Genomic DNA, 6,057 nt, shown 5'->3' with positions numbered 1-6,057 from the left:
TGAAATTTAAAAAGTAAAACAGCCTCTCAACGTCGTGAGAGGCTGAATGTTCCAAGTTTATTCTTTTTTATCTTCTGAGTCGTCAGGCGAAGAATCCTGATCTTCTTTCTGTTCGTCTTCCTTTTGTTCTTTTTTTCGCTCTTCACGTTTCTTTTCTTCTTTGCTTCTGGCTTCTTCATACGATTTTGGCTCAGATTCATCGTTATCCTTGGACTGGATGTTCACCTTGACATCTTCTTTTTGTTCTTCATTATCTGAAGTAGTGTCTGCACTGTTTTCTTTTACATCTTCCTCAGGCTCAGGCAGGACACCCTCTTCAAACAATGTCTTGAGCTGATTTCTGTCCAATGTTTCAATATCAAGCAATGTTTGAGCCATCAATTCCAGCTTATCCTTGTTTTCGGTAAGAATTCTCTTGGCACGATCATAGCAGTAATTGATAAAGTTCTGCATTTCCTTATCGATTTCATATGCAATCGTATCACTGTAATTTTGATCATTTTGGATATCACGGCCAAGGAATACTTCCCCACCGCCGCTTGTAAACTGCAGCGGACCAATTTTATCACTCATGCCATATTCCGTAATCATCTTGCGTACAATGTTGGTTGCCTGCTGAAAGTCATTATGGGCTCCTGTACTCACTTCGCCGAACATCACTTCTTCAGCGACACGGCCGCCCAATAATCCGGTGATTTTATCGAAAAGTTCCGGTTTAGTTATGAAAGACCGGTCTTCTTTTGGCAACTGGATAGCATAACCGCCTGCCTGACCACGCGGTACAATTGTCACTTTATGGACTTCATCCGCATTCTCCAGGACTAGGCCGATGATGGTATGTCCGCTTTCATGGTGGGCAACAATGTCGCGTTCCTTCTTGGAAATAACTTTGCTCTTCTTGGCAGGGCCGACAATAACCCGATCAATGGCTTCGTCCACATCTTCCATGCCGATTTTATCTTTATCGAAGCGCGCTGCAACAAGCGCCGCTTCATTCAGAAGGTTCTCCAAATCGGCACCCGAGAATCCCGGCGTGCGCCTTGCAATCGTCTTGAGATCAACTGTATCATCAAATGGTTTATTCCGTGCATGAACTTCCAGTACTTCCTCACGACCTTTGACATCCGGACGGTTAACCGTAATCTGACGATCAAAACGCCCAGGACGCAATAGTGCCGGGTCGAGAATATCCGGACGGTTCGTTGCAGCAATGATGATAATGCCTTCATTGACACCAAACCCATCCATTTCAACGAGCAATTGGTTCAATGTCTGTTCACGTTCATCATGGCCGCCGCCAAGCCCTGCGCCGCGCTGCCGGCCGACAGCATCAATTTCATCGATGAAGATGATACACGGTGAGTTTTTCTTGGCATTTTCAAATAAGTCACGTACACGGGATGCACCGACACCTACAAACATCTCCACGAAATCTGAACCACTGATGGAGAAGAACGGTGTGCCTGCTTCCCCTGCAACAGCACGGGCAAGTAACGTTTTACCTGTTCCAGGAGGCCCTACAAGCAGCACCCCTTTAGGAATTTTAGCTCCGACTGACGAGAACTTGCGGGGATCCTTCAGAAAATCAACAACTTCAACGAGTTCCTGCTTTTCTTCGTCCGCCCCAGCGACATCTTTAAATCGAACCTTTTTATTCTCTTCACTGACCATTTTCGCCTTATTTTTGCCAAAGTTCATGACACGGCCGCCACCGCCGCCTTGAGCCTGACTAAGAATAAAGAAGAAAAACAGTCCTAATATAAGAAAAGGAATAATAGTTGTCAGAAAAGTTACCCAGCCGCTTGGTTGCTCCTCTTCTGCTACATCGAGCTTGCTTTTCTCTTGGGCTTTATTCGTTATATTTGAAACAATATTATTGGTATCCGGGACTTGGGCGACAAATTGTTCGCCTTCTCCCATCTTTCCGGTTATACGCATGATACCGTTCGCCGGCTGCATGGTCATTTCCTCGATTTGACCCTTATCTAATGCATCCATGAATTCCTGTACATTATATTGTTCTCTTTGTTCATTTTGTCCGTTAAATACTCCTATGACGCCTATAACGACCAAGAATATAAGCAGATAGAATATAACATTTCTAAATATCCGGTTCATTCCTTACCTCCTCCAAGCGGGAAAACTACAAACAATAGTACCATATAAAAAAGTAGCGGCACAACTAATTGTGCTTACCAATTTCTTTAATCAGTTTACCGTGAGTATTGCTATCTTTTCACTAAAATAAAAAGGTCATGACATCTTTATGAACGTTTCAATTTTAACCGACGTTCACGATTCTTCCCCGCCATATATCTCCGGCTTAAGCACACCTATGTATGGCAGGTTACGGTATCGTTCCTCATAATCAAGGCCGCAACCGACGACAAATTCATTCGGAACTTCAAATCCGACAGTATCCGCTTTGATATGTGACGTACGTCCTGATGGTTTATCAAGCAGGGTTACGATCTTAATGGAATTGGCTTTGCGATACTTGAATAAATCCACCAGATAACTGAGCGTCAAGCCACTGTCGATGATATCCTCGATAATTAATAAATCACGGCCTTCAACCTTTGTGTCCAAATCCTTTACAATCTTCACTTCACCGGATGAACGCATTTGGCCTCCGTAGCTGGAGACATCCATAAAATCCATTTCCAGATAAGTATGAATATGGCGCAATATGTCAGACATGAATGGCATAGCACCCTTCAGAACACCGATTGCCAAAGGGAACTTTCCATCGTATTCCTTTGTCAGCTGTTCTCCGATTTCTTCGCACTTTGCGGCGATTTCCTCTTCCGTGATTAATATTTTTTCAATATCGTTGTGCATGCCTGCTCCTCCTATTATATGCATCACTATGCTTAAAACTTAATTGAATGTAAGTACCGCTGTCGGCTTGCTTCGGGGGCATCCCCTTTTTTAAACCGGCTATCCACAGGACTTTATCATTATTATCAGTTATAACCGGCCATGTATCCCTTTCATTTAATGGAATTTTAGCATCGATAAAAATATCTTTAACTTTTTTGCTCCCGTTCAATCCTTTCCACTGCAGCCGGTCCCCGGATTTTCGTGTTCTGATATGTAAAGGCAGGGCAACCGCTTCTTTATCACATACATAAACCATTTCATCGGTCATGCAGGGTCTCGCGGTGATTTCCGCTAACATGATTACCCCGTCCGGCAGCACCGTTTCGCCGGGGATTTCGATCAGCATATGATAGGACGACCGTTGTGTCTGACCGTTCTCAAAGTAAAAAGACATATTTTGATAAGATCTTTCTAGCTTCAAATGATTGGGAAAATCAATCCGGGTATTGCCATGACTTGCATTAAGTATTGTAAAAAACTGTTCCTCATGTACATATGAAATTTTTTTCGGAATGTTATTATACAGATAGTTCAATATTAGATGAAAGACCCGTCTTTGTAAAGAACGCGGATAAGAAAGAAATGTCTGGATATTAAAGTGAACTCCGGTATTCTCATCGTCAAATATAACCGTCTGTTCTGCCATCTTTTCAGCTTCCTGCTCCAGAAATTTCTCATCTTCCTGCAGCGAACGGCTCAAATGCCGAATGGTTCGATGAAGATTCTGATTCTTATTTTTAAGCAATGGAAGTACCTTGTTGCGGTAGTAATTCCGTGTATATGTTGTTTCGTCATTCGATGGATCTCTTCTTGGTGTAATTGTATGCTCCCTGCAGTAATGTTCGATGGATCCTTTTGTAACACATAAAAAAGGCCGGATAATCTTTCCGGTTTCAAAATCCCGTTCAAGCGGCATTCCAGCCAATGATTTTACGCTGGCGGAGTGAACAAGTCCCATCAGCACCGTCTCAGCCTGGTCATCGCCATGGTGTCCGAGTGCAAGCAAGTCTGCATCATACAGTCTCATCTGCTCAGCGAAAAATTGATAACGGAGTTCCCTTGATGCAATCTGTGTCCCAACTTGCTTTTTCTGTTTATAGGCCGGCACATCCAATGATGCTCCAATAAATTCAATGTCCCGATCCCAGCAAAACGCTTTAACATACTCAAGATCCTCAAACGATTCCTCACCGCGCAGCTGATGATCCACAGATACGGCAATCAGCCGCAGATTCCATTCTTCCCGGATTATCCAAAAAAAATGTAGCAATGCCATGGAGTCCGGTCCGCCCGAGACAGCAACTAAAACCGTTGAATGTTCTTTAACAAGCTGATGACGTTTAATAAATGCTCGAACAGTGTTATCCATCGCCATTCCTTTCCGATCAATAAAAACTCCTTATTCTTTCTCTTTTATTCTACCATAATTTTATGACGTGACAAAGCATCAGGATGGCCCTGAAACTTATGGAAGCATCAACGACGAAAGATAATAAAACAAAGCAGCGAGAATAATACCGCCTCCCTCTGCAAGTGGGGATGTTCCGGCATTCGGAGGACGTCTGCGGCGACCCGGTCTGTCCCGGTGTCCCGCGGCATTGATTGCATTCATTAAGTCATGCCGCATTTCAGCACTCGACCGATAACCTCCGAGAAGAGCCTTCGTTAAGCATTCCCTGTATCCGCGCAGCTGCCGGACATCATTCAATTTCTTCAAAAGAGTTGCTTTAGGATTGGCTCCTTTTTCAAACTGCTTTGGATAATATATATTTAAAAATACCATCACTAATGCAAATAAATCATAGCTTGGTTCAGCCTTTCTTGTTCCAAGCCCCCAGTAGCCCCGGTCATAGAATTCCGTGTATTCCTTGATTGCCCTGCCAGTTTGTGTTGTACCTCCGACATCAATCCAGCGTACTTTCGGTGGATTCAGGAGCACGATAAGATTTTCAGACTTAAAATCCCCGAACACCCAGCCGGCCTGATGCAGTTGTTCCAAATCATCGAGCAATTGAAGCATAAAGATAGGGGTCCATTCATGGCCGTGCCTGCTGATAAAACGGCTTAACGGTTCGCCCTGCAAGTATTCCATCACATAAAATGAGCACTTGCTGCCGGGTGATATTTCCCAGTCATCAACATCGAGCAGAGAAGGTCCAAGACTGCTGCCTTGGACCTTTTCCAGCGATTTTAGAACATTTACCTCAACTGTCATGGACGTTGCATATTCACTAATTTTCAGGGCGCTATATTGACCGTTTCGTTCACATAAATAAACCGTGCCGATCGCACCCTGTCCGAGCTTTCTTTTTATGACATACCGGTTCTGGTGCCACTTTCCATGAATGATTGTTCCGGGTTTTATATTAATATCCTGCTTCTTCCACGCCTGGTTCATCTTCATCCCTCAAATTTTTTAATAAACCTTTCTTGCCAAATTGATACATGGCCTCCCGGATCGCAGGCCCGGTTGGTGTTATACCGCCGCTTGTCAATTTCGGAAAGATCGTGGAGATTGAATCAAGCTTAGGGGACCAATCCAGCACCTTTTCAATTGCTTTGCGTTTTCCGGGAAAATTGAAAATACAAAACCGGTTACGTCCAATGCGTGCATTCAAACTAATCGACAAATCAATCAGTGCTTCTTTCACGGTTGGCAGCTTGTCATGCATGCTTGCACTCGTATCCGTCAGAACAAGTACTTCCAGATCACATGTCTCACCCATATCTTCCACAACTTCCATGATTTCGCCCCGTTTTTCCGGCTCAATCTCTTCCAGACTCTGATCCTCTCCTAGAATCTGCTTCAGTTCCTTATTAACAAATCCCTGCAACGTCTGGGTCATTGACTGCTTTGTAACGGTTTGGACGGTTTGTGAAAGCGCCTGTTTATAAACCAGCTGGCTGATTCCGCCGCCTGAGAGTGCAATATCTTCCACTTCCCGCAGTCCTTCGGGTTCTTCAGTCTGATCATCATCAACAATCCCAATGACATTGACAGTTATCCCTTGCTGCTGGCAGAGTGCAGCAGTAACCGCCGGATCTTCGCCTTTGTTTGAACAGCCATCCGTGATTAATAAGATCTGTTTTAAAGTTCCTTTTTTCACCAGACAAACCTCCCTTATATCCACTACCATCATCACCATAAATGGCAGCCAATATACCTGGGAGATG

At 44.0% G+C, this 6,057-nt stretch carries 5 protein-coding genes; all 5 read right to left on the bottom strand.

What is annotated here, in order from left to right:
* Window positions 1-57: 57 nt before the first annotated feature.
* The gene (gene ftsH, locus VK097_RS04240) at window positions 58-2,118 is read right to left on the bottom strand and encodes an ATP-dependent zinc metalloprotease FtsH (RefSeq protein ID WP_324210558.1); all 2,061 of its coding nucleotides are present in this window, start codon (window positions 2,116-2,118) and stop codon (window positions 58-60) included.
* Between the two features lie 174 nt (window positions 2,119-2,292).
* Complete coding sequence (gene hpt, locus VK097_RS04235; RefSeq protein ID WP_324210557.1) at window positions 2,293-2,841, bottom strand: hypoxanthine phosphoribosyltransferase; 549 nt, start codon at window positions 2,839-2,841, stop codon at window positions 2,293-2,295.
* Complete coding sequence (tilS, locus tag VK097_RS04230; RefSeq protein ID WP_324210556.1) at window positions 2,825-4,252, bottom strand: tRNA lysidine(34) synthetase TilS; 1,428 nt, start codon at window positions 4,250-4,252, stop codon at window positions 2,825-2,827. Before tilS ends, hpt begins: the two co-directional genes overlap by 17 nt.
* A gap of 96 nt (window positions 4,253-4,348) precedes the next feature.
* Window positions 4,349-5,281, bottom strand: a complete 933-nt coding sequence (gene prkT / locus VK097_RS04225; protein ID WP_324210555.1) for a serine/threonine protein kinase PrkT — start codon at window positions 5,279-5,281, stop codon at window positions 4,349-4,351.
* Window positions 5,250-5,990 (bottom strand): VWA domain-containing protein, encoded by a 741-nt coding sequence (locus VK097_RS04220; RefSeq protein ID WP_324210554.1) that lies wholly within the window; start codon window positions 5,988-5,990, stop codon window positions 5,250-5,252. Before VK097_RS04220 ends, prkT begins: the two co-directional genes overlap by 32 nt.
* Window positions 5,991-6,057: the final 67 nt, after the last annotated feature.

Origin of the sequence: Lentibacillus sp. (assembly GCF_035301675.1) — a bacterium.
GTDB lineage: Bacteria > Bacillota > Bacilli > Bacillales > Amphibacillaceae > Lentibacillus.
The sequence above is the reverse complement of the archived record's forward strand: the minus strand, read 5'-3'. Positions and strand labels throughout refer to the sequence as shown.